Source organism: Paraburkholderia sp. Clong3, from assembly GCF_050436485.1.
GTDB classification, from domain to species: Bacteria; Pseudomonadota; Gammaproteobacteria; order Burkholderiales; family Burkholderiaceae; genus Paraburkholderia; species Paraburkholderia tuberum.
The window spans coordinates 1,260,779-1,284,192 of record NZ_JBNDMH010000002.1; the positions used below are offsets into that span (position 1 = coordinate 1,260,779).

A 23,414-nucleotide genomic window follows, 5' to 3' on the forward strand; every position below is an offset into this window, starting at 1 on the left:
GCAGCGGAGCAACACTGAGGCCTTTCAGAAGACCGCGCAAAAAAGAAAAAACCCCGTCGGTCCAAAGACTTGACGGGGTTTTTCTCGACTACCAATAAGTGGTGCGAGGGAGGGGACTCGAACCCCTACACCCTTGCGGGCGTCAGGACCTAAACCTGGTGCGTCTACCAATTTCGCCACCCTCGCAGCCGGGTACGCCGCAATGCGTCGCGCCCGATTGTCCTGTGCACTCCCAAGCGCGCTGAACACGTGCCCGAAAGCGTAAGCGCGAGATTCTAACCGATTGATTCGCGCTTGTCTGCACCCGGCGGTATCTGCGCGCGCGACGCCGATGCTACAATTTTCGGCTCGTCGAGACGGGCGCCGCAACGGACGTCGGCGCCCGTCTCGCCAGTCCTTCCCCACACTCTCATCCCGTGAATTTCGACGACTATTGCCAGCAGAAAGCGGCGCCCCCAGGATCGAGCACCTACTATGCGCTTCGCCAGGCGCGCGCCGCCAGTCAGCCGCTGTTGACGGCGCTCTTCGCATTGCGTCGCGAGTTCGAGGAAACGGTCAAGGAGACGAGCGATCCGGCGGTCGGCCGCACGAAGCTCGCGTGGTGGCAGAAAGAAATCGCCGCGCTGGCCGCGGGCTCGCCGTCGCATCCGGTGTCCAAGGCACTCGCGGCCTATCTGCCCGACGCGCAGGCCGAATATCGGGCTCTGCAGGAACTGCTCGCGGGCTTCGAGATGGATCTCGACCAGGCACGCTATCTCGACTATCCGAACCTGCGCCGCTATGTGCATGGTGTCGGCGGCAATTTTGCGTCGCTGGTGTCGCGCGCGGCTGCAACCGGATCGGCCGACGATGCCGCGCATGGGTCGGCGTGGGCCGCTCCGCTCGGCGAGGCGCTGATGCTCGCGCAGTTCGTCGCCGAAACCGGCAACGATGCCCGGCACGGCCGCATCTACGTTCCGATCGACGAGATGCAACGCTACAACGTCACCGCCGCCGATCTGATCAACCGCAAATACACCGACGCTTTCACCGAGCTGATGCGGTTCGAAACGAATCGCGCGCGCGACGCGGTGCAGACCGCGCTCGCCGCGGTGCCCGCCAGCGCGCGGCGCGCGCAGCGCACGCTGCTCGCGCTCGCGGCGCTCGCGTTGGCGTTGCTCGATGAAATCGAGCGCGACGGTTATCACGTGCTGCATCAACGCATCGCGTTGACGCCGATCCGCAAGCTATGGATCGCGTGGCGCGCGAAGTAGCCTGACAGCCGGGCGCGTCGATTCGCGCCCAGCGCCCAGCGCTCACGCCCGCAGCAACGGCAGCGGCTCGAACCGCTGCTGCAGAGTCGCAGGCGCGTCCAACCCCCACCAGGGCCCGAGCACCGTCGCATAAAGCTGGCGAAAATCCACGCCGACCGGCAGGTTGCCATTCCCCTCGAGCCGCGCAAGCATCGGCGGCACGCCAAACAAACCGCCCTGCACGCGACCGCCCGTCACGAAGTGCGGCGCCACCGTGCCGTGATCGGTGCCGTTGCTCTGGTTCTCGCGCGGACGGCGCCCGAATTCCGCGTACGTCATCACGAGCGTATCGTTCCACCGGCCCTATTCGGCGTGTCCCAAGCGGCCAGCACCTGCATTGCCGGTTTGATCGAACTGCCGAACGCGCCGCCCGGAAACGCGGTCTTCAACTGAGGCTGCCCTTGCGTCGCACGCAGACGATCGGCCGCTTTCACGATGTCGTTTTCGACGTCGAGAATAGGCGCGAGCGCGGGATTGCGCTCGTGCAAGGACACTGGCGTCGCGAGTCGAGAGGCCCTGACGAACTGCGCGGGATTGACCAGCGCGATCGCGCGCGCGCCGTTTGCGAGCGGCCCCATTTCGGCGCTGCCGATCACGACGCCGTCGGCCGCGAAACCGATGGGCACCGGCCTCATCGCGAACGCGCGCGTGAGCCAGCCGTCGCGCAGATATTGGTCGGAGCGTGACGCGGTATCCCAGATCTCGATCCAACGGAAATGCGACAGGTTCGGCTGCGCATAGCTGACGCCCTGCACGATCGCGAGCTGCCGGCTGCGCCAGAGCGGCATCAGCGGCTCCAAGGCGGGATGCAGCGCGGTGCGCTCGTCGATCTGGATCATCTGTTCGCGTTTGATGCCGATGTTTTTGCGCAGCACGAGGTACGCGGGATCGGCGAACGGGATCACGGTGTTCAAACCGTCGTTGCCGCCTTTCAGCGTCGAACTGTTGATCCAGGACGCGCCGCCCGGCCATCCTTTGACGTTCGGCGGATAGAATAGGTTCTCGCCGAGCGCGCGTAGCGTCACCTCGATGTCATAACCGCTCGCGCGAAACTGCATGGCGATCGGCTCGACGCGTGCCGGGTCCGGCGTGTCGGAGATGTGACGCTGATCCGGCGTCCATGCGTTGCGCTCGGCGCGCGTTGGGATCGGCTTGAATACAGTCGGGAGGTCGCGATATCGCTTCGCGGCGCGCGCTCGTAAGTGCAACGGGATTTTTCACGCGGCAATGCGCGCGCTGGGATTAACGCTTGTACAACTCGCGCACGGCGTCTTCGATGTGCTGCCGCAACAGCCGACGCTCTTCGGGCGTCATATGCCCGTCGCGGCGACGTTGATCGAGATCGGGGGGAACCGCGGTGCGCAGCATCGCGTCAGAGGCAGGGCGATCGATGCTCGGGTTGTGGCGGCTGGTTCTGCCATTACCCGGGCGGGGCGCATGCTCGCTCGCCGCTCTATCCGCGGACGGCTGCGCATGAGCGAGCGTCGGGCCCAGTGTGCCTGCCAGCGTACCGGCAACCGCCAGTACAATCACGCTCAGGCGCACGTTTGGCCAAACCCCTCCCTTCATGTTGTTCCCTTCGTGGCGCGGCAACCGGCTACCTCAGATGCGTATACAAACCCCGGTAACAGCCGGGTGCGAGAGTTTTGTCGAGTGAAGTATCCACCGAACAGCCGCATTCAGTAAAGCAGTCTAAACGCGCATACTTTACGTCGCGCCACACCGCGGGTAAATTTTGTAACCGACTGTAACCCCGGAAATGGTGTAACCGCGCACCACTTTCTAATCGCGCTAAGATGCCGACCATGGAAACCAAAAACCCTTCGAAAATCCTCGTCGTCGACGACGATCCACGCCTGCGCGATCTTCTGCGCCGCTACCTCGGCGAACAAGGCTTCAACGTCTACGTCGCCGAAAATGCGCCGTCAATGAACAAGCTCTGGGTGCGCGAGCGCTTCGATCTGCTGGTGCTCGATCTGATGCTGCCCGGTGAGGACGGCCTGTCGATCTGCCGGCGACTGCGCGGCAGCAACGACCGCACGCCGATCATCATGCTGACGGCCAAGGGTGAGGATGTCGATCGCATCGTCGGCCTCGAGATGGGTGCCGACGACTATCTGCCCAAGCCGTTCAATCCGCGCGAACTGGTCGCGCGCATTCACGCGGTCCTGCGTCGCCAGTCGCCGTCCGAATTGCCGGGTGCGCCGTCCGAGACCACCGAGGTCTTCGAGTTCGGCGAGTTCGCGCTGAATCTCGCCACCCGCACGCTGACCAAGGCCGGCCAGGAAATTCCGCTCACCACCGGTGAGTTCTCGGTGCTGAAGGTATTCGCGCGTCATCCGCGTCAGCCGCTGTCGCGCGAAAAGCTGATGGAACTCGCACGCGGGCGCGAATACGAGGTCTTCGACCGCAGCCTCGACGTGCAGATCTCGCGTCTGCGCAAGCTGATCGAGCCGGATCCGGGCAGCCCGCGCTTCATTCAGACCGTGTGGGGCCTCGGCTACGTCTTCATCCCCGACGGTGCAGCCTGAGTTTGTGCTCCGTTTTCGTTTCTGTGTCACATAAGAAGGGCCCATGCGGATCGACCGGCGCCTCCTGACGCTCGCGTTCGGCGGCCTTTTCTGGCGGACCTTTCTGCTGATCGCGCTGTTGATCGCAGTCAGTCTCGCCGCGTGGTTCCAGAGCTTTCGCGTGATCGAGCGTGAGCCGCGCGCGCAGCGCGTGGCTCTGCAACTCGTCGCGATCGTCAAGCTCACGCGCACCGCACTCCTCTATTCCGATCCCGACCTGCGGCGCGCGCTGTTGCAGGATCTGGAGAGCAACGAAGGGGTGCGCGTGTACCCGCGCGAAGCCACCGACAAATACAAACTCCAGCCCGACGAATCGTTGAATCGCCTGATCGAGCACGACATCCGCGGCCGTCTCGGCGACGACACCATAATCGCGCAGAGCGTCAACGATATCAACGGCGTATGGATCAGCTTCAAGATCGACGACGACGATTACTGGGTCGCGCTCGACCGCGATCAGCTCGACAACGCCACCGGCCTGCAATGGGCCGGCTGGGGCGTGTTCGCGCTCGCGCTGTCGCTGTTCGGCGCGGCGTTCATCACGAGTCTGGTGAACCGGCCGTTCGCGCGTCTGGCGATGGCCGCGCGCCGGGTCGGCTCGGGGCAATCGCCCGAGCCGCTGCCCGAGCGCGGCATGGGTGTGGCCGCCGAAACCAATCGAAGCTTCAACCAGATGGTGCGCGACCTCGAACAGCTCGAGGCGGACCGCGCGCTGATGCTCGCGGGCATCTCGCACGATCTGCGCACGCCGCTCGCACGGCTGCGGCTCGAGACCGAAATGAGCCCGTCCGATCAGCCCACCAAGGACGCGATGGTCGACGACATCGAGCAGATGGACATGATCATCGGCCGCTTCCTCGACTACGCGCGTCCCGTTCAGCGTGTGCCGGAACCGGTGGACCTCTCGGTGATCGCGAGCGAACTCGCCGCACGCATGCAAAGCGAGGACAGCATGCGGCTGATCACGCGGCTCGCTCCGTCGGCGGTGATCGAGGCCGATGAAACCGACATGCGTCGCGTGGTCGGCAATCTGCTCGAGAACGCGCGCAAATATGGCCTCAGCGACGGCGACGGTGTGCCGCACGTAATTCTCGAAACGCGCGTGTCGCACTCGCGCGTCGAACTCTCGGTGGTCGACGAAGGCCCCGGCATTCCCGAAGACCAGCTCGCGCTCGTCACGCGGCCGTTCTATCGTGTGAATTCGGCGCGCACCCAGGCCAACGGCACGGGCCTCGGCATGGCGATCGTGCAGCGGCTCGTCGCCCGTTATCGCGGCGCGCTACGGCTGCGCAACCGCTCGCCCGGACCAGGGCTTGAAGTGACGATCGAGTTTCCGCTCGCGAGAAGCGCGTGAGCCGCTTGTTGCGACTTCCGAAGGAGCCTTTGCATGAAAACCGTTGGCGATAAACTCGAAGCGTTCACCGTCATTGCCGCCAAGCCGGGCTTCAACCATCACGAAGAACACGGCGTCTCGGCGTTCGAATACATCACCGAGCAGTCGTTTCGAGGCAAATGGAAAATCATTTACTTCTATCCGAAGGATTTTTCGTTGGTCTGCCCGACGGAAATCGTCGAATTCAGCAAGCTCGTCAAGGAGTTCGAGGACCGCGAGGCCGTGCTGCTCGGCGGCAGCGTCGACAATGAATACGTGAAGCTCGCGTGGCGCCGCGAGTACAAGGAGCTCGACCGGCTCAACCACTACTCGTTCGGCGACGTGAAAGGCGAGCTGATCGACCAGCTCGGCGTGCGCGACAAGGAAGCGGGCGTCGCGCTGCGCGCGACCTTTATCGTCGATCCGGACAACACGATCCAGCACGTGTCGGTCAACAATCTGTACGTGGGCCGTAATCCCGAAGAAGTGCTGCGCATCCTCGACGGCCTGCAAACGGACGAGCTGTGTCCGAGCAATCGGGCGATTGGCGGCGCGACGCTGTAAGCGGCACCGCCCGTCACCCAAACAAAAATCCCGTTCAGCTCCTGACCAGCAACACCGCGGCCTGCGCCTCGATGCCCTCGCCGCGGCCGAGATAACCGAGCTTCTCGTTCGTCTTTGCCTTGACGTTCACGCGCTCGATCGGCAGACCGAGGTCCGCCGCGATATTGGCGCGCATCCCTTCGATATGCGGTGCGAGCTTCGGTGCCTGCGCGATCACGCTGCTGTCGACGTTGCCGATCGCAAAGCCGGCCGCCTTCACGCGCGCCACGCATTCGCGCAGCAGCACGCGGCTGTCGGCGCCGGCGAACTTCGCGTCGGTATCGGAGAAGTGGCGGCCGATATCGCCCAACGCGGCCGCGCCGAACAGCGCGTCGGTGATCGCGTGCAGCAGCACATCCGCGTCCGAGTGACCGAGCAACCCGCGCTCGTACGGAATCGTTACGCCGCCGATGATCAACGCGCGTCCCGGCACCAGCGCATGCACGTCGTAGCCCTGCCCAATTCTGAAATCCATGTGCGTCACGTCCTCAAGTGCTGAAGCTTTTAAAGCTTCTTTAAAGCCTTTCTAAATCTTTCCAATGTGCCCAGGCGCGGTTTCACGAACCGGCGGGGCGGCTCAGAATCGCCTCGGCCAGATCGAAATCTTCCGGATACGTGACCTTGAAGTTACGCAGGCTGCCTTGCACGAGCTTCGGCGCGTGGCCCGACCATTCGATCGCGCTCGCCTCGTCGGTCAGATCGTGGCCGTCGGCCTGGGCGCGCAGGATCGCCTCGCGCAGCATGCCGATGCGGAACATCTGCGGCGTCTGCGCCTGCCACAAGCCGTCACGCGCTTCGGTATGGGCGATGCGGCCATCGGCCGACGCGCGGTCGATACGCTTCAAGGTATCGGCGACCGGCAACGCCATGATGCCGCCGACCGCATCGTCCTTGAGCGAACCGATCAGCGTACGGATCAGCGCCGGCGTGATGCCCGGCCGGGCCGCGTCGTGCACGAGCACCCAGTCGGCGTCGTGGGCGCCGAACTCGGCGAGCGCGTGCAGACCGTTGAGCACCGACGCCTGGCGCGACGCGCCGCCCACGCGACGCACCGCGAAGCGCAGATTGCCGAAGCGGCGGGCGTCGAAGTGCTGGTCGTCGGGCGCGATGACGACGAGCGTCTGCGTGAATTCGCTGCACGCGTCGAACGCGGCGAGCGAGTAATGCAGCATGTCGCGGCCGGCGACAGTGCGGTATTGCTTGGGCATCGCGGCACCGGAACGGCTGCCGGAGCCTGCGCACGGGATCAGGGCAAAGAGACGGGAAGTCACGAGTGCGGATGCCGCCAAATCAAAGTAAAGGACGGATTTTATAATAGGTCCTTCGCATCCACGCCCGTACACGCGTAAACTTGGCCGTCGCGTGAGCCCCGAGCCGCCCCTTTTTCTCCTTTATGTCAGACATCGCCGCATCCTCGCAGTCCTCCCCGCCCGTCGCGCTCGTCAAGGCCGGCCAGCGTTTCGCCTTCGACGGCACGCGCGGTTCGTCCGACGCGCTGCTGATCGCCCGCTACCATCTCGCGTATCGCGAGAAGATGCCGCTGCTTGCGGTGGTCTGCGAAAGCGCGGTCGACGCGCAGCGGCTGTCGCAGGAAATCGGCTTCTTCGCGCCGGACGCGCGCGTGCGCCTCCTGCCCGACTGGGAGACGCTGCCTTACGACACGTTTTCGCCGCACCAGGATCTCGTCTCCGAGCGTCTCGCAACGCTGCACGATCTCGGCGAAGGCCGCTGCGACATCCTGCTCGTGCCGGCCACGACGGCCTTGTACCGGATGCCGCCTGCATCGTTTCTGGCCGCCTACACATTCTCGTTCTCGCAAGGCGAGCGGCTCGACGAAGCGAAGCTGAAGGCGCAGCTGACGCTCGCCGGCTACGAGCACGTGAGCCAGGTGGTGCGTCCCGGCGAATATTGCGTGCGCGGCTCGCTGCTCGATCTGTTTCCGATGGGCTCGCCGCTGCCCTACCGGATCGACCTGTTCGACGACCAGGTCGACTCGATCCGCGCGTTCGACCCCGACACGCAGCGCAGCCTCTATCCGGTCAAGGACGTGCGCCTGCTGCCGGGCCGCGAATTCCCGTTCGACGAGGCCGCGCGCACCGCATTCCGCAGCCGCTGGCGCGAGACTTTCGAGGGCGATCCGAGCCGCGCGTCGATCTATAAAGACATCGGCAACGGCGTGCCGTCGGCGGGCATCGAATACTATCTGCCGCTGTTCTTCGAGGAGACGGCCACCCTCTTCCATTACCTGCCCGACGGTTCGCAACTCGCGTTCGTCGGCGATCTGGACGCGGCGATCCGGCGCTTCACCAACGACACGAAGCAGCGCTTCAATTTCCTGTCGCACGACCGCGACCGGCCGATTCTCGAACCGCAGAAGCTGTTCCTGTCGGACGAGGATTTCTTCACCTTCGCGAAACCGTTCGCACGGCTCGTGCTGCCCACCAACGGCGACGGCGCCTGGTCGATCGCGCTGCCGAACCTCGCGATCGATCGTCACGCCGACGATCCCGTCTCGGCGCTGCGCGCGTATCTGAGCACGACGCCGAACCGCGTGCTGTTCGCCGCCGAATCGGCGGGCCGCCGCGAGACGCTGCTGCAACTGCTCGCCGACAACCAGCTGAAGCCCGCCTCGGCCGACAGCTTCGCCGACTGGCTCAAGAGCGACGCGCGTTTCTCGCTCGGCGTCGCGCCGCTCGCGAACGGCTTCGCGCTGGCGGGCGACGGCATCGCGATCATCACCGAAACCGAGCTGTACGGGCCGCTCGCGCGCCGCTCGGGACGCCGCCGCCAGGAACAGGCGAGCAACGTCGATTCGATGGTGCGCGATCTGTCCGAGCTGAAGCTCGGCGACCCGGTCGTGCATTCGCAGCACGGTATCGGCCGCTACATGGGTCTCGTGACGATGGATCTCGGCGAAGGCGAAACCGAGTTCCTGCACCTCGAATACGCGGGCGACAGCAAGCTCTACGTGCCGGTCGCGCAATTGCACGTGATCTCGCGCTATAGCGGCGCCGATCCGGACAGCGCGCCGCTGCATTCGCTCGGCTCGGGCCAGTGGGAAAAGGCCAAGCGCAAGGCCGCGCAGCAGATCCGCGACACCGCCGCCGAGCTGCTCAACCTGTACGCCCGCCGTGCCGCCCGCGAGGGCCACGCGTTCGCGCTCGAACCGAAGGACTACGTGAAGTTCGCCGAGAGCTTCGGTTTCGAGGAAACGCCGGACCAGGCCGCCGCGATCGCGGCCGTGATCGGCGACATGACGAGCGGCAAGCCGATGGACCGGCTCGTGTGCGGCGACGTCGGCTTCGGCAAGACCGAGGTCGCATTGCGCGCGGCGTTCATCGCGGTGATGGGCGGCAAGCAGGTCGCGCTGCTGTCGCCGACCACGCTGCTCGCCGAGCAGCACACGCAAACCTTCAGCGACCGCTTCTCCGACTGGCCGGTGCGCATCGCCGAGCTGTCGCGCTTCAAGTCGACCAAGGAAGTCAACGCGGCGATCCGGCAGATCAACGAAGGCGCGGTCGACATCGTGATCGGCACGCACAAGCTGCTATCGTCCGATGTGCAGTTCAAGCGGCTCGGACTCGTGATCATCGACGAGGAGCATCGCTTCGGCGTGCGTCAGAAGGAGGCGCTGAAAGCGCTGCGCGCGGAAGTCGACGTGCTGACGCTGACCGCGACACCGATCCCCCGTACGCTCGGCATGGCGCTCGAAGGCCTGCGCGATTTTTCGGTGATCGCAACGGCGCCGCAAAAGCGCCTCGCGATCAAGACCTTCGTGCGGCGCGAGGAAGACAGCGTGATTCGCGAAGCAATGCTGCGCGAGTTGAAGCGCGGCGGCCAGGTCTACTTCCTGCACAACGAAGTCGAGACGATCCAGAATCGCCGGCAGATGCTCGAAGAGCTGGTGCCCGAAGCGCGCATCGCGGTCGCGCATGGACAGATGCACGAGCGGGAACTGGAGCGGGTGATGCGCGACTTCGTCGCGCAACGCGCGAACGTGCTGCTGTGCACGACGATCATCGAAACCGGCATCGACGTGCCGAGCGCGAACACGATCCTGATCCACCGCTCCGACAAGTTCGGCCTCGCGCAATTGCATCAGCTGCGTGGCCGCGTCGGCCGCTCGCATCACCAGGCGTACTCGTATCTGCTCGTGCACGATCCGCAGGGGCTCACCAAGCAGGCGCAACGGCGGCTCGAAGCGATCCAGCAGATGGAGGAACTCGGCTCGGGCTTCTATCTCGCGATGCACGACCTCGAAATTCGCGGCACCGGCGAGGTGCTCGGTGACAAGCAGTCGGGCGAGATTCACGAGATCGGCTTCCAGCTTTATACCGACATGCTCAACGACGCAGTGAGGGCGCTCAGGAACGGCAAGGAGCCAGACCTCACCGCGCCGCTCGCCGCGACCACCGAGATCAACCTGCATTCGCCGGCGATCCTGCCGTCGGACTATTGCGGCGACGTGCAGGAACGTCTGTCGCTGTACAAGCGCCTCGCGAACTGCGAACACAACGATTCGATCGACGGCATCCAGGAAGAGCTGATCGACCGCTTCGGCAAGCTGCCGCCGCAGGCGCATGCGCTGGTGGAGACGCATCGACTGCGGCTCGCCGCGAAGCCGCTCGGCATTTCGAAGATCGATGCCGGTGAAGCGGTGATCGGCCTGCAGTTCATCCCCAATCCGCCCGTCGACGCGATGCGGATCATCGAGATGGTGCAGAAGCACAAGCACATCAAGCTCGCGGGTCAGGACAGGCTGCGTATCGAAACGCGCAGCCCGGATCTCGCGGTGCGCGTCGCGACCGTCAAGGAGACCTTGCGCGCGCTCGGTTCGCCGAGCCGCGGCACGGCGGCGGCGCCGGCTCGCTGAGCGCGGCACGCTGCGCGCACAGGCTCGTGAAAACCGCAGAAAACGGGGGGACGTCCCCCGTTTTTTGCATCGATGCTGCGCTGCGCCAACGCGAGCCCGGCTTTTTGGACATCCTTACGAAAATGCAATTTGGGATATGATCGATAGACACAAAACGCTGGAGTCATGTCATGTCTCACGTCGCTGAAACAGCGCAATCGTTGCAGTCGTCCGCCACCTCCGCGTCCCCCGCTTCTCCGATATCTCTGCCCTGGGTCACCCGTCTCGTGTCGATGGACACGGTGAGCCGCAATCCAAACCTCGGCCTGATCGAAACCGTGCGCGACGAACTGCGCGCGGTCGGTATCGACGCGACGCTGACGCACGGCAAGGGCGGCAAATGGGCGAACCTGTTCGCGACCATTCCCGCGCACGACGGCGAAACGAACGGCGGCGTCGTGCTGTCGGGCCACACCGACGTCGTGCCGGTGGACGGCCAGCAATGGGACAGCGATCCGTTCAAGCCGGAGATTCGCGGTGACAAGCTCTATGGCCGCGGCACCTGCGACATGAAGGGCTTCATCGGCGCGGCGCTCGCGCTCGTGCCGGACATGCAGCGCACGAAGCTCGCGAAGCCGATCCACTTCGCGCTGTCGTTCGACGAGGAAGTGGGCTGCGTGGGCGCGCCGCTTCTGATCGCCGATCTGATGAAGCGCGGCGTGAAGCCGGACGGCTGCATCGTCGGCGAGCCGACCAGCATGCGCCCGATCATCGCGCACAAAGGCATCAACGCGTATCAGTGCTGCGTACGCGGCCAGGCCGCGCATTCGTCGCTGACGCCGAAGGGTTTGAACGCGATCGAGTACGCGGCTCGCCTGATCTGCTACATCCGCGACATGGCCGACCAGTTCCGCGCGCAAGGCCCCTTCGACGAACTGTACGACGTGCCGTTCAGCACCGCGCAGACCAGCACGATCACGGGCGGCAACGCAATCAACACGGTGCCGGCCGAATGCCAGTTCCAGTTCGAGTTCCGCAATCTGCCGACGCTCGATCCCGAGCCGATCTTCGCGCGCATCGACAGCTACGCGCGCGAAACGCTGCTGCCGAAAATGCTGCGCGAGCATCCCTCGGCCGCGATCGAGATCACGAAGATCGCCGCGGCGCCCGGACTCGATTCGTCCGAACAGGCCGCGATCACGCAGCTCGTCCGCGCGCTGACGGCCGACCAGGACAAGCGCAAGGTCGCATACGGCACCGAGGCCGGCCTGTTTTCGAACGCGGGGATTCCGAGCATCGTCTGCGGCCCCGGCGACATCCAGCAGGCGCATAAGGCGAACGAATTCGTCGAGCTCGAGCAGCTCGTCGCGTGCGAGCGCTTCTTGCGCAAGTTCATCCACAGCATGTCGGTCGAGGCCGCTTAGCCCGTTTCGTTGCAGCGGCGCGCAGCCGCAGTGAACCTGCGCGCCGAGCCACGGGCCTCAGCGGCATCGACGACTCCGGAGCGACCGCCATGTCCAGCGCCATGCCGCAGCACACAGATCACACGATCGACGGTGAGCGGATCCCCACGCTCGACGACATCGCCGCGCAGCACTTCGCGTTGACGCCCTGGGTCGCGCGCACGCCGGTGTTCGACCGGCTCGACTTCTCGTCGCTGCGCGGCACCGTCGTCAATTTCAAGTTCGAGCTGCTGCAGGCGGGCGGCAGCTTCAAGGCACGCGGCGCCTTCACGAACCTGCTTGCGCTCGACGACGCGCAGAAGAGCGCGGGGGTCACCTGCGTGTCGGGCGGCAATCACGCGGTGGCGGTCGCCTATGCGGCGATGCGGCTCGGCGTCAGCGCCAAGGTCGTGCTGTTCAGCGCGGCGAATCCGGCCCGCGTCGCGTTGTGCCGCGAGTACGGCGCCGACATCGTCTATGCGGAAGATCTCGCCGAAGCGTTCGAACTGGTGCGCCGCGTCGAGGCCGAGGAAGGCCGCTATTTCGTGCATCCGTTCAACGGCTATCGCACGGTGCTCGGCTCGGCGACGCTCGGCTACGAATGGGCCACGCAAACGCCCGACCTCGAAGCGGTGATCGTGCCGATCGGCGGCGGCGGACTCGCGGCCGGGGTCTCCACCGCGCTGCGGCTCGCGAATCCGAACGTGCACGTGTACGGCGTCGAACCCGAAGGCTCGGACGTGATGAGCAAGAGTTTCGCCGCCAACCATACGGTCAGAATGGGCCACATGCACAGCATCGCCGATTCGCTGATGTCGCCGCATACCGAGCAATACAGCTACGAGCTGTGCCGCCGCCATGTCGATCGGATCGTCACCGTGTCCGACGACCAGTTGCGCGAGGCGATGCTGATTCTGTTCAATCAGCTGAAGCTCGCGGTCGAGCCGGCTTGCGCGGCCGCCACGGCCGGATTGCTCGGACCGCTGCGCGAACAGTTGCAGGGCAAACGCGTGGGCGTGCTGCTGTGCGGCGCCAATATCGACCCGGTCAGTTTTGCCGCGCATCTGGAGCGCGCGCGCCATAGCGAGTCACAGTTTCCTCAATAGCGACGCGCAGCAAATGCGCTTGTTGCCTTGCGGCTAAAGCACTAGCCTATCCGCTTCGGGTTGGTATGATTCGGCTATTCACATCAGGGAGGTGTATGTATGAGCATGATCCAGGAATTTAAAGAATTTGCCCTCAAAGGCAACGTGATGGATCTGGCGGTCGGTGTGATTATCGGCGGCGCGTTTTCCACCATTGTCAATTCCGTGGTTAAAGACCTGATCATGCCGGTTGTCGGGGTCGCTACCGGCGGCCTCGATTTCTCCAATCTGTTCGTTCGCCTGGGCCATATTCCGGCCACTTACAAAGGCAACCCCGAATCATATAAAGACCTGCAGACGGGTGGCGTGGCGGTGTTCGGTTACGGTTCGTTCATTACCGCGACGATCAACTTCATCATTCTCGCGTTCATCATCTTTCTGATGGTCAAGTTCATCAACAAACTGCGCAAGGAGCCGCAAGCCGCGCCGGCGGAGCCGCCGCCGCCGCCGGAAGACGTGCTGCTGCTGCGCGAGATCCGCGATTCGCTGACGAACCAGCAGCGTTAATCGTCGAATCAAGCTCGGGTTGGACGGCCTGAACCAGTGAAATCAAAAGGCCTGTTGCGATCGGCGTCGCAATAGGCCTTTGTGTTTTCACGCTGCCTTCAGCGCGCTGCGCTTTATCGAACCTTACTCATCCTTTCGCCGCTTCAATTGCGCGGCGTTTTCGATCATCGCTTCGAGCTGGCCGAAATTGACCGGCTTCGTCAGATGCGATGTAAAGCCCGCGCTCAAACAGCGGCGCACGTCCTCGTCGGTGCCGAAGCCGGTCAGCGCGACGGCTGGCACGTCGGAATGTTCGCGAAACGCCTTGACGAAATCGAGACCGGTGCCATCGGGCAATCCGACATCGCTGACAACCAGATCGAACCTGTGCAACTGCGTCGCGGCAAGCGCATCGTCGACGCGCCCGACCACCATCACCTGATGACCCAGGCCGCGCATCAATTGGGCCATCACGTCGGCGGTGTCGGCATGGTCCTCGATCAGCAGCACGGACAGCGAACTCGCCGGCTGCACGTTGCTCGGCACGATGACCGGCGGCGCGGGGGCCGGCGCGGCGGCGGTCGGCAGCGTGATCGTGAAGGTCGCGCCGCAATGTGGACCGGGACTCTGCGCGGTCACAGTGCCGCCGTGCACGTCCGTCAAAGCCTTCGTGATCGCGAGACCGAGACCCAGGCCGCCGAACTGCCGCGTCATGCTTTGGTCGCCCTGCTCGAACGCATTGAACAGCTTGCCGATCTGCTCCGGCTCGATGCCGATGCCGGTGTCTTCGACCGAGATCTGCACCTGCATGCGTTCGTCGCGTGTGCGCACATAGATATGGCCGCCGTCCGGCGTGAACTTCGCGGCATTGCGAATCAGGTTCCACAGCATCTGTTGCAGCCGCGCGCGATCGGCGAGCACGTAGTGATGCGTCGCGTGCTTCTCGACATGCACGTCCTGCTGCTTGACCTGGATTTCGCTGCGAAAGAGTTCGAGCACGCTGTCGATCACCTCGTGTACGTCGACGGTCTCCAGCGACAGCCGCAGCTTGCCGTTCGCGACGCGCGTCAGATCGAGCAGATCGTCGATCAGCCGCGCCTCCAGTTCGACGTTGCGGCGGATCATGCGCACGCTCGCACGCGCCTGCTCCGGCAGTTCCGGGATCATCTCGAGCACGCTCGCGCCCGCGAGCACCGGCGTGAGCGGTGTGCGCAATTCGTGCGACAGCATCGCGAGAAAACGGTCCTTCGCGCGATTCGCTTGTTCGGCCGCCTGGCGCGCGGCCTGCTCGGACTCGAGCAGTCGCTCGCGCTCCTCGATCGCCTCGCGCTGCGAGTGGATGTCGGTGCAGCTACCGAACCATTTGCTGACGTTGCCATCGGCATCGCGCATCGCGACCACGCGCACGTCGAACCAGCGGTACTCGCCGTCGTGGCGGCGAATCCGCAGCTCGTGCCGATAGTCGCCGCTGCGGCTCGCGACGGCCTTCAGCCAGCTTTGCCGGATCTGCTCGCGATCGTCGGGATGCACGGCGTCGAGCCACGCTAGACCCTGCGAGCCATGTTCGGGCAAGCCGGTGTAGTCGTACCACTGCTTCGACAGGAAGTCGCAATCGCCGGCCGCGTCGCAGGTCAGCACGAGATGCGGCAACGTCTCCGACAGCGTGCGGTAATGCAGCTCGCGATCGCGCAGCAGTAGCGCTTCGTCGGACGCGCGTTGCAGCCGCACCTGCGACAACACGCGCTCCACGGCCTCTGGCAGATAGTCGAGATAGTCGCCGGACTTCGGCACCACGTCGGACACGCCCGCGCGCAGCGCTTCGATCACGCGCGACTCGTCGGTGAAGCCGGTCACGAGGATCGCCGGAATGCGCACGCCCTCCGCGCGCAGACGCCGGAAGAAATCGAGCCCGGTCTCCGGTCCGCTCAGCTGATAATCGAGCACGAGCAGATCGGGGGCGCGGCTCGCGAGCCGCTCGCGGGCCGCCTCGACGCCGGCGCAGATCGTCACCCGGCAGCCGGCGCGTTCGAGCGACTTGCGCGCGAGCCGCAAGATGCCCTCGTCGTCATCGACGACGAGCACATAGGCGGCGTGCGGCGTGGACACTTCTTCGATCATGCAGGTGCTCTCCGGCTCGATACGGTGCTCATCTTGTCATGAACGGCTTTCGGACAGCTTCAGGGCGGCGCGAGCCGCTGCCCCGGCGGCAGTTTGACCACTTGCAGGAAAAAGCCGAGCCGACGCACGGCCTCGATGAACGCATCGTATTCGACCGGCTTGCAGAGATAGACGTTGCAACCGAGTTCGTAGCAGCGCGCGATTTCGCGCGGATCGTCGGTCGTGGTCAGCACGATCACGGGCACGGCGGCGGTCTCGGGGGCTTCCTTCAGACGCCGCAACACCTCGAAGCCGTCGACGCGCGGCATCTTCAGATCGAGCAGCACGACGAAATTCGCCAGATTCTCGCGCGGCGGATAGGGACAGCCGTCGGCGTCGGTCAACGGCTCAACGGCCGCGGGGTCGAAGAAATAATCGAGCGCCTGCTGGCCGTCGCGAAAGCGCACGAAACCGTTCGAAATGCCGGCGCGGCGCAGATTCCGCTCGACGAGCGTCGCGTGGCCGTCGTCGTCTTCGATCAGAACGATGCTGACCGCTTGCGCGTGATTCATAGGCTCTCCGTGCCAACGATTCGTCATCCATGCCGCCGGGAGAATGGCAGCGGCAGTGCCCGCGCCGGCGTGCGCCGCGCTCAGAGGCGCGCCGGCTGCTCGGGCAGCACCACGAAAAAGGTCGATCCGGCGCCTTCGGCCGATTCGACCCAGACGCGCCCGCCGTGCCGCTCGACCGCGCGCCGCACCACCGCGAGGCCGATCCCCTCGCCGCTTGCAACGTCCCCGTGCAGACGCTGGAACGCGCGAAACACCTTCGACAGATACACGGCCGGAATGCCGAGCCCATTATCGCGGACGTAATAGGTGCGCATACGGACCGCGCGCGGCTCGCTTTCGTCGACGGGTTCGGGCGCGAGCGCGCCGACCTCGATGCGCCCGCGGCGCGCCGGATCGAGGAAAGTCAGCGCATTGCCGATCAGGTTGCCGAAGATCTGCTCGACCGCCGCCGGATCGCCCCATGCGGGCGGCAGCTCGCGCACCGTGACGCTCGCGGCGCGCTGGCCGATCGTGCCTTGCAGCCCATCGACGACTCGCGCCACCGCGCGCTCGACGCTGACCCGCTGCCACTGATATTCGAGCCGTCCCGCGCGCGAGATGCGCAACAGCGCCTCGATGATCGCCGCCGCGCGCGCGACCGCGGTGCGCAAATAGTGCAACGATTCGCGCACGTCGCCATCGAGGATCTGCGTCATGCGCCGTGCTTCGTTCTCCGGCAGACGAGCCTGTCCGACGAGCACGTCGAGTTCGTCGCACGACACGTGCAGTTCTTTCGAAAACCCCTGCAGATTGACGAGCGGCGAGCGCAGATCGTGCGACACGCTGTAGATGAACATCTCGTTGTCCTGCGTTTCCTGGCGCAATTCCTCATTGACGGCCGCCAGTTCGCGCGCCCGTGCTTCGAGCTCCGTCTTCAGCGCCTCCTGCCCGGCTTCCGCCTCGCGCAGACGCGCATCGGTCTGATGTAGCACCGTGTCGAGCGCGGCGATTTCGTCGCTGCCCGACAACGGCGCCGCGAGCGGCCGGCCGCTGCCGAGCCGCTCGGCGTTATCGGTCAGCACTTCGAGGCGTTGGCCGATGCCGCGCGCGAACACGAAGGCGGTGACCGCCCAGATCAACATCGAGCCGAACACCGCGGCGATCAGCACGCGCTGCTGAAGCTCGCGCCGCTCGCGGAGCGCGCTCGAGCGCTCGACGTCGAGCGCCGACGCCGCCGCGCCGAACTGGGCCAACTCGTCGCGGAACACGGCGATCTGCTCCGGCAACTCGCCGGTTTCGAGCGCGATATAGGGGCGTAGACTGCGCCCCTCGTGCAACGCCTGCGAGATCGCGACACTCTGTTCGCGATACGCGTCGATCGCGCGCCGCATGCTGCGCACGCGCTCGGCCTGGGCCGGCGTTTCGGCGACGAGCGCATCGAGCTTCGCGAGCCGGTCATTCAGGTCGACCCACACCGCATGGCGGTCGATCAGCGAGGCGCTGCCCGTCACCATCGCCGTGCGCACGCGCGCGGCCTGACGCAGCAGCGGATCGACGATGGCCGACGACTCGTAGAGGATCTGCTTGCTGTTGTCGACCCATCGCGCGGCCTGCGCGGTCCGCTCCTGGGTATCGAAGACGACCCCGAGCAGCGCGAGTTCGACCACGCTCGGTATCGCGATCAGCAGCAGACCTTTGGTAAATAGTTTCATGGTTCCGTCAGGGCGTTCAGGCTGTGGTTCAGGCTGTCACTCGAACGGCGGGGCTCGCGCGCACCCGTCGCGCCCTGCAAGGCGGGCGCCGCGCGGCTGGACGGGCCATTATCGACGTGAATCAGAGATATTTCAACGACGCGCCAGCAAGCGCTCGACCACACAAAGATGACTTTTTTATTGGGATGGGATGTTTTTTCCGCGCCGCCTGCGTCTATGATGGAGACAAGGTGTGCTGGGATGCGAATGCGCGCGGCGAGGCGGTTCGGCATGATTCGTGCGGGAGGCGGTGGGGCGATGCGGTAGCGTCGAATCATCGTGAATCCGGCCTTGTCGTATGCTATAAAACATCGACGTGCGGCGCGCGAAAGCCGGGAGTGGTCGCATGAGGACGCAGCGATTCTTGCAATTCTTTTTCAGGCGAATTTTTATGTCCTTCCCGAAAAAGCGTAGACGCGCGAAGGTGGACGGCGACGAGTCGTTCCTCGCGGTTCTGCGGCATTTCAAGCCGTTCGGTCAACTCGACACCAAGATTGCGCGGGCTCGCGCGCAGGACGAACCGGTGCTCTATGCACACGTGCTGCCCGGACTCGACGTGCTTCTATGCAGTGTGCGCGGCGCACAGCCGCCCTACCCCGCACCAGCCGAATTGCGGCGGCGCTGCCTCGAATCCATTACCAACGCGCTGGAGCAGCCGCTCGATGGTCTCGAGAACGGCGGCTACTGGTACGAGGCCGACGGCTTCGGCTTCCTCGTGTTCGCGAGCCGTGCGCGCGGCAAGATTCTGATGGAGTTCGGCGCGACACGAATCGGTACCCGGCGCGGCGTGCGTCGCCAGGATGCGTCGGGCGATGCAACACCACGTTCGCTCAGATAGGCCAATCGGGCACCCTGAAGTTCAGGGCTGCTGACAGGTCGTTCTCTTCGCTTCATCGAAACCCTGGCTCGACGGCAACCGCGCGCAGCTCCTCACGCGGCATCATGCCGTTGATTCGGCGATCGCATCATCGACGCGCTCGCCGCGCCTCAGCTGCCCTTGTATTCGGCCGCGCTCGCCGGCGACGACGTCGCTGGCTTACGATCCACCGCGGCTGGCGACGACGCGCCGCCCGAAGACTTGTTGACGGGCGCGCCCTCGAGCGATATCGGCGCCTTCGGCTGCTGCTTGACGCCCGGCGGCGGCGCCTTCGGCATCTGCCGCACTTGCGCGAGCAATTGCGCGCACGGCAGCGGCTTGTTGTTGCTCGGCGCAAGCAGCGGGATCAGCGCCGCGAACGGATTGATCAGCCCGAGCCCGACCGCCGCGCCGCCGCGCAACGCGAGCGCGGCCGCATTGACGCCGACGTGCGGATCCTTGAAGGTGCCCTTCACGTACAGCGGCGAGCGCAGCGAAAAGACCCGGAAGCCCTTCGTATGCGGATGCACGCCCAGGTCCATCGTCTCGTCGCGCAGATTCACGTGACCGTCGATGTTGATCACCGCGTCGCCGGTGTCGAGCGCGAACACGCGCGCTTCGAGCACGCCGTCGGTCGCGACGAAATCGGCGGCCGCGCAATTGATCTTCACGTTGCTAGTGCCGAACAGCTTTTCATAGACGACGTTCGCGACGTTGAGCCCGGCCGCCTCCATCAGCAGACGACTCACGGTGCCGTCGGTCACGAGCGCCTTCAACTCGCCGTTCGAAGTCGCCGCGAGCGCCGCCGGCGAATTACCGGTCGCGGACAGCGACGCATCGCCGTTGATCTCGCCGAGCGCGTTCTGCATCGTCTTGAAGCTCGGGAACAATTGCTTCAACTTGACGTGCCGCGCCGACATCGCGAAGCGGCCCTTCAGCGGCGCCGCGCTGCCATCGAGATGAATGTCCGACGCGAGCGAGCCGCCCGCGACGCCGAACTTCAGCGGCACGAGCGACAGCACGCCGTCGGTCATCACGACGTGCGTGTACAGATCGGTGATCGGCAGGTTCGCGTTCTTGATGATGCGCCGGCCGGTGAACTTGACGTCGGCGTCGATCGCCTTCCAGCGCTCGGTGCGGAACTCCTCGACCGGCAGTGCGCGGTTGCCCGGCTGCGCGGCCGCGTCGCCTCGCCTCGCCTTGCTCGCGTTCGAATCGGCGCCAATCACCGGCGCGAGATCCGAGAACTGCAACAGATGCGACTCGAGTTCGCCCCGCAGCAGCGGACGTGGCTCGCGCGCGGTATAGGTCAACGAACCGTTCAAGTCGCTGCCGCCGACCCGGCCTGTGAAGTCTTCATACGTGAACACGTTGCCGCTCGATTTGAACTGACCGATCAAATGGCCTTCGGTCGCGTAGGGCGGGGTCTCGGGCAAGGTCACGCCGGTCAGCGAATACAGGCGCGCCATGCTGTTGCCCTGCAGCCAGAGACGCAGATCGAGCGCCCCGAGATGCGCCGGATCGGTGAGCGTGCCGACGAAGGCGATATGCAGATCGCCGGCCTTGACATCGGCCTGCACCGGGAACGGCCGGTTCGCGTCTTGCAGCGCGAGCACGCCGCCGAGCTTGCCGCTGCCCGACACCGGCGTGCGGTTGTAGGTGCCCTTGACGGTCCAGCCGATCGCATAAAGCGGCGTCGCGCGCCTGGCGCCAGGTGCGGTGCCGCTCGCCCCCGAGACAGCCGCGGCCGGGCTGGCGCTCCCACTGGTGGTTTCGGCTGGGGCGGCGGCGCCGCTCGTCGCGAGCGCGCCGGAAACCGCGGCCACGCCCGACGTTGCGGACGCGCCCGATGCGCCCGCAACGTCGGGCGTGGCCGCTTCATAAGCCGCCGCTGCGGAAGCCGCCTTCGCCTCCGAGGCCGCCTGTGCCTCGGCCTGCGCGGCGAGTTGGCGCGCGCCCGCCCGGCCGACGGCCTGAGCCGACGCGCTGCGCGAGGCCGCTTCCTGCTGCTTCAGCGCGTCGCCGATCGGGATCGGCTGCCCGAGCGTATCGACGACCATCTGCACCTCGACCTTCTTCTGCTGATCCGACAGCGCGATGTTGCCCTTCGCGAACGCGATATCGTGCAGATCGAGCTTCCACTCGGTGGGTCCGCTCGACGACGGCAGCTTGAAGGTCCAGTTATTGCGCCCGTCGACAAGACGTTCCAGATCGACCGACGGATTCACGAGGTTGATCGCCGGAATCACGATGTCGTGCGCGAGCAGCGGCAGCACCTCGACCTCGAAGTCGATTTCGTCGAGCATCGCGAACTGCGGCTGTTTGGTCCAGTCGGGATTGCCGATCGTGATGTTGGCCGCCGAAAAGCGCGGCCAGGGCACCCAGCCGCGCCAGCCGGTCTCGCCGACCGCATGACGCCAGCCCACCTTCAGGTCGCCGTTGATCGCAAACGGCCGGCCGATCGCCTGGCTGACCTTGTCGTCGATGTAAGGCCGCGCGCGGTTCCAGTCGAAGCTCAGGATGAAGATGACGAGCGCGACGATCAGGATCACGAGCGCCGCCAGCAGCCATGCAAAGATTTTTCCGACCCGTCGTCCGGTGCCGCTCGACCCTGCCATTGAAAAGCTCCGCGTATTGTTCTACGTTGTGCACCGTGCAGCAGTTATCGTACCTGGCGCGCGAGCATGAATCGCCGCGTCGGTCGTGCGCTGTTGCGCCTCGTCGTTTTATCATGGCGCACGCTTTGCCGACAGCCCCACCGGCGCACCCTCCCCACGACGTTCCAACCATGACCGATGTTCCCTTCGTCCTCGCCGACGGCATCGTGCGGCGCGATGCGCAACGCGGCCAGACGCTGTTGCAGCCGACCACCTTCGCCCTGCGCGCCGGCGAGCGCGTCGCGATTACCGGACCGTCCGGCTCCGGCAAGAGCGTGTTTCTGCGCGCGCTCGCGCTGCTCGATCCGGTCGATGCGGGGCGCATCCTGTGGCATGGCGCGCCGCTCGAGCGTGCGCGGATTCCGCGCTACCGGCGCGCAATCGCATATATCCGGCAGCGGCCCGCGCTGATCGACGGCAGCGTCGAAGACAATCTGCGCTATCCGTTTGAGCTGCGGGCATATCGCGACGCGCGCTTCGATCGCACGCGCGCGGCCAGTCTTGCGATGCAGGCCGGCCGCGGCGAGGACTTTCTCGGCAAGCGCGCAAGCGAATTATCGGGTGGCGAAGCGCAGATCGCCGCACTGATCCGCGTGCTGCAACTCGCGCCCGAAGTGCTGTTGCTCGACGAGCCGACCGCATCGCTCGACCCGGCGTCGTCGCGCGCGATCGAAGCGCTCGTGCAGGCGTGGTTCGATGCCGCGCCGGGCGCTCACGCATCGATGTGGGTGTCGCACGATGTCGAGCAGGCGGCACGCATGAGCGAACGGCATCTGACGATGCGCGCCGGCGTACTGGCCGAACACACTTCCGTGCGGCGCGATGCGGACCAACGCGCTCCCGCGGACCAGCGTCGGGAGCCCCGCCAATGAGCCTGCAGAATCTGAGCTTATGGGACGTCGCGATCGCGACGCTGCTGATCGTCGTGAATGGCGCGGTGTCGGTCGCGCTGAAGCTCGATCTCGAGCGCAAGCTCGCATGGGCGGCGGTGCGCACCGTGGTCCAGTTGCTCGCGATCGGCTATGTGCTCGGCTGGGTGTTCAGTTTCGCTCGCTGGTACGTGGTGCTGCCGCTGATGATCGTGATGACGCTGATCGCCGGTTTCGCCGGCGCGCAGCGCGGCAGCCACACCTATGCCGGACAACGCGCCGACAGCGTGCTGTCGATCTGGGTCAGCTCGTGGCTCGTGGCCGCGGTGGGACTGTTCGTCGTGATCCGCATCCATCCGTGGTACGCGCCGCAATATGCGATTCCGATTCTCGGCATGATCCTCGGCAACACGCTGACCGGTGTATCGCTCGGCATCGAGCGGATGACCGAGGAGCTGACCGCGCGGCGCGACCGCGTCGACATGGCGCTCGCGCTCGGCGCGACACGCTGGGAGGCCGCCCAGGCGCCGGCGCGCCAGGCGGTGCGCGCGGGCATGATGCCGACGTTGAACCAGATGGCGGTGGTCGGCGTCGTCAGTTTGCCGGGCATGATGACCGGTCAGGTGCTGGCCGGGCAGTCGCCATTGCAGGCGGTGCGCTATCAGATCGTCATCATGTTTCTGATCGCCGCGGCAGCGGCGCTGGGGACCGTGGGCGCGGTGCTGCTCACGTACCGGCGGCTCTTTTCGGCCGAGCATCAGTTCTTGCCGGCGCGGCTCGGCGAGCGTGAGGCACGCAAAGGATGACGCACAAGGATGACGCGCTAGCGCGTGCTACGGTCGCGCACGCGGCCATCACGCCGCACGCTCGA

Annotated in this window: 19 protein-coding genes, 1 tRNA gene and 1 pseudogene; 11 read left to right on the forward strand and 10 right to left on the reverse strand. The window is 65.4% G+C overall.

Annotation, left to right across the window (positions count from 1 at the left end; translation table 11 throughout):
- Positions 1-99: 99 nt before the first annotated feature.
- A tRNA-Leu gene (locus OKW30_RS10055) sits at positions 100-186 on the reverse strand.
- A 230-nt stretch (positions 187-416) separates the two neighbouring features.
- Here OKW30_RS10055 and OKW30_RS10060 point away from each other — a divergent pair.
- Positions 417-1,253, forward strand: coding sequence for a squalene/phytoene synthase family protein (locus OKW30_RS10060; protein ID WP_184063599.1), 837 nt, complete (start codon positions 417-419; stop codon positions 1,251-1,253).
- Positions 1,254-1,295: 42 nt separating this feature from the next.
- Here the strand turns inward: OKW30_RS10060 and OKW30_RS10065 are convergent.
- Positions 1,296-2,227, reverse strand: a pseudogene (locus OKW30_RS10065) (DUF1501 domain-containing protein); the annotation flags it as partial.
- Between the two features lie 307 nt (positions 2,228-2,534).
- A complete protein-coding gene (locus tag OKW30_RS10070) occupies positions 2,535-2,861 on the reverse strand; it encodes a hypothetical protein (RefSeq protein WP_429347741.1) in 327 nt (108 codons plus the stop codon).
- A gap of 227 nt (positions 2,862-3,088) precedes the next feature.
- On the opposite strand from OKW30_RS10070, the gene ompR reads away from it, so the two are divergent.
- From ompR to OKW30_RS10085, 3 genes are read left to right on the forward strand one after another with little or no spacing between them, the layout of a single operon-like run.
- Positions 3,089-3,823, forward strand: a complete 735-nt coding sequence (gene ompR, locus OKW30_RS10075; RefSeq protein WP_006048917.1) for a two-component system response regulator OmpR — start codon at positions 3,089-3,091, stop codon at positions 3,821-3,823.
- 43 nt (positions 3,824-3,866) lie between these two features.
- A complete protein-coding gene (locus OKW30_RS10080) occupies positions 3,867-5,216 on the forward strand; it encodes an ATP-binding protein (RefSeq protein WP_184063603.1) in 1,350 nt (449 codons plus the stop codon).
- Between the two features lie 33 nt (positions 5,217-5,249).
- Positions 5,250-5,798 carry a peroxiredoxin gene (locus OKW30_RS10085; RefSeq protein ID WP_429346623.1) on the forward strand — a complete coding sequence of 183 codons (549 nt, stop codon included), beginning with the start codon at positions 5,250-5,252 and terminating at the stop codon, positions 5,796-5,798.
- A 34-nt stretch (positions 5,799-5,832) separates the two neighbouring features.
- Here OKW30_RS10085 and ispF read toward each other — a convergent pair whose 3' ends face one another.
- The gene (gene ispF, locus OKW30_RS10090) at positions 5,833-6,312 is read right to left on the reverse strand and encodes a 2-C-methyl-D-erythritol 2,4-cyclodiphosphate synthase (RefSeq protein ID WP_018432029.1); all 480 of its coding nucleotides are present in this window, start codon (positions 6,310-6,312) and stop codon (positions 5,833-5,835) included.
- An 82-nt stretch (positions 6,313-6,394) separates the two neighbouring features.
- Complete coding sequence (gene ispD / locus OKW30_RS10095) at positions 6,395-7,108, reverse strand: 2-C-methyl-D-erythritol 4-phosphate cytidylyltransferase (RefSeq protein WP_184063609.1); 714 nt, start codon at positions 7,106-7,108, stop codon at positions 6,395-6,397.
- Between the two features lie 122 nt (positions 7,109-7,230).
- On the opposite strand from ispD, the gene mfd reads away from it, so the two are divergent.
- From mfd to mscL, 4 genes are all read left to right on the forward strand, one after another.
- Complete coding sequence (mfd, locus tag OKW30_RS10100) at positions 7,231-10,710, forward strand: transcription-repair coupling factor (protein WP_429346624.1); 3,480 nt, start codon at positions 7,231-7,233, stop codon at positions 10,708-10,710.
- Between the two features lie 170 nt (positions 10,711-10,880).
- Complete coding sequence (gene argE / locus OKW30_RS10105; protein ID WP_429346625.1) at positions 10,881-12,113, forward strand: acetylornithine deacetylase; 1,233 nt, start codon at positions 10,881-10,883, stop codon at positions 12,111-12,113.
- Positions 12,114-12,202: 89 nt separating this feature from the next.
- On the forward strand, positions 12,203-13,237 hold the full coding sequence (locus tag OKW30_RS10110) for a threonine ammonia-lyase (protein WP_429346626.1): 1,035 nt from the start codon (positions 12,203-12,205) through the stop codon (positions 13,235-13,237).
- Between the two features lie 99 nt (positions 13,238-13,336).
- Positions 13,337-13,783: a large conductance mechanosensitive channel protein MscL gene (gene mscL / locus OKW30_RS10115; RefSeq protein ID WP_429292952.1), complete on the forward strand. Its 447-nt coding sequence runs from the start codon at positions 13,337-13,339 to the stop codon at positions 13,781-13,783.
- Between the two features lie 123 nt (positions 13,784-13,906).
- On the opposite strand, the gene OKW30_RS10120 is transcribed toward mscL, so the two are convergent.
- The 4 genes from OKW30_RS10120 to OKW30_RS10135 form a co-directional block, all read right to left on the reverse strand.
- Complete coding sequence (locus tag OKW30_RS10120; protein WP_184063621.1) at positions 13,907-15,880, reverse strand: hybrid sensor histidine kinase/response regulator; 1,974 nt, start codon at positions 15,878-15,880, stop codon at positions 13,907-13,909.
- Positions 15,881-15,939: 59 nt separating this feature from the next.
- The gene (locus OKW30_RS10125) at positions 15,940-16,431 is read right to left on the reverse strand and encodes a response regulator (protein WP_429346627.1); all 492 of its coding nucleotides are present in this window, start codon (positions 16,429-16,431) and stop codon (positions 15,940-15,942) included.
- 80 nt (positions 16,432-16,511) lie between these two features.
- Positions 16,512-18,122, reverse strand: a complete 1,611-nt coding sequence (locus tag OKW30_RS10130) for a sensor histidine kinase (RefSeq protein WP_429346628.1) — start codon at positions 18,120-18,122, stop codon at positions 16,512-16,514.
- Positions 18,119-18,439 (reverse strand): hypothetical protein, encoded by a 321-nt coding sequence (locus OKW30_RS10135; RefSeq protein ID WP_184063630.1) that lies wholly within the window; start codon positions 18,437-18,439, stop codon positions 18,119-18,121. The genes OKW30_RS10130 and OKW30_RS10135 overlap by 4 nt, the downstream gene beginning before the upstream one ends.
- Before the next feature lie 68 nt (positions 18,440-18,507).
- Here OKW30_RS10135 and OKW30_RS10140 point away from each other — a divergent pair, with 68 nt between their 5' ends.
- A complete protein-coding gene (locus OKW30_RS10140) occupies positions 18,508-18,999 on the forward strand; it encodes a hypothetical protein (protein ID WP_184063633.1) in 492 nt (163 codons plus the stop codon).
- Between the two features lie 149 nt (positions 19,000-19,148).
- Here OKW30_RS10140 and OKW30_RS10145 read toward each other — a convergent pair whose 3' ends face one another.
- On the reverse strand, positions 19,149-21,635 hold the full coding sequence (locus OKW30_RS10145; protein ID WP_429346629.1) for an AsmA family protein: 2,487 nt from the start codon (positions 21,633-21,635) through the stop codon (positions 19,149-19,151).
- 170 nt (positions 21,636-21,805) lie between these two features.
- Here OKW30_RS10145 and OKW30_RS10150 point away from each other — a divergent pair, with 170 nt between their 5' ends.
- Both OKW30_RS10150 and OKW30_RS10155 read left to right on the forward strand, forming a co-directional pair.
- Positions 21,806-22,546: an ABC transporter ATP-binding protein gene (locus tag OKW30_RS10150; protein ID WP_429346630.1), complete on the forward strand. Its 741-nt coding sequence runs from the start codon at positions 21,806-21,808 to the stop codon at positions 22,544-22,546.
- The gene (locus OKW30_RS10155; protein ID WP_184063642.1) at positions 22,543-23,349 is read left to right on the forward strand and encodes an ABC transporter permease; all 807 of its coding nucleotides are present in this window, start codon (positions 22,543-22,545) and stop codon (positions 23,347-23,349) included. The genes OKW30_RS10150 and OKW30_RS10155 overlap by 4 nt, the downstream gene beginning before the upstream one ends.
- Positions 23,350-23,414: the final 65 nt, after the last annotated feature.